This window comes from Pseudoalteromonas sp. T1lg75 (assembly GCF_002964705.1).
In the GTDB taxonomy this organism is placed as follows: domain Bacteria; phylum Pseudomonadota; class Gammaproteobacteria; order Enterobacterales; family Alteromonadaceae; genus Pseudoalteromonas.
This window is the reverse complement of record NZ_PQCD01000045.1, coordinates 1-284: the sequence shown is the minus strand read 5'-3', so window position 1 is coordinate 284 and position 284 is coordinate 1. Positions and strand designations below refer to the sequence as shown.

General features: G+C 54.6%; 1 rRNA gene. It reads left to right on the top strand.

From position 1 onward, the window contains the following. Window positions 1–284, top strand: a 16S ribosomal RNA gene (locus C2M36_RS10140); the annotation flags it as partial.

The window sequence follows — 284 nt, the reverse complement described above, 5'->3', positions numbered from 1 at the left end:
CGAGCGGTAACATTTCTAGCTTGCTAGAAGATGACGAGCGGCGGACGGGTGAGTAATGCTTGGGAACATGCCTTGAGGTGGGGGACAACCGTTGGAAACGACGGCTAATACCGCATAATGTCTACGGACCAAAGGGGGCTTCGGCTCTCGCCTTTAGATTGGCCCAAGTGGGATTAGCTAGTTGGTGAGGTAATGGCTCACCAAGGCAACGATCCCTAGCTGGTTTGAGAGGATGATCAGCCACACTGGAACTGAGACACGGTCCAGACTCCTACGGGAGGCAG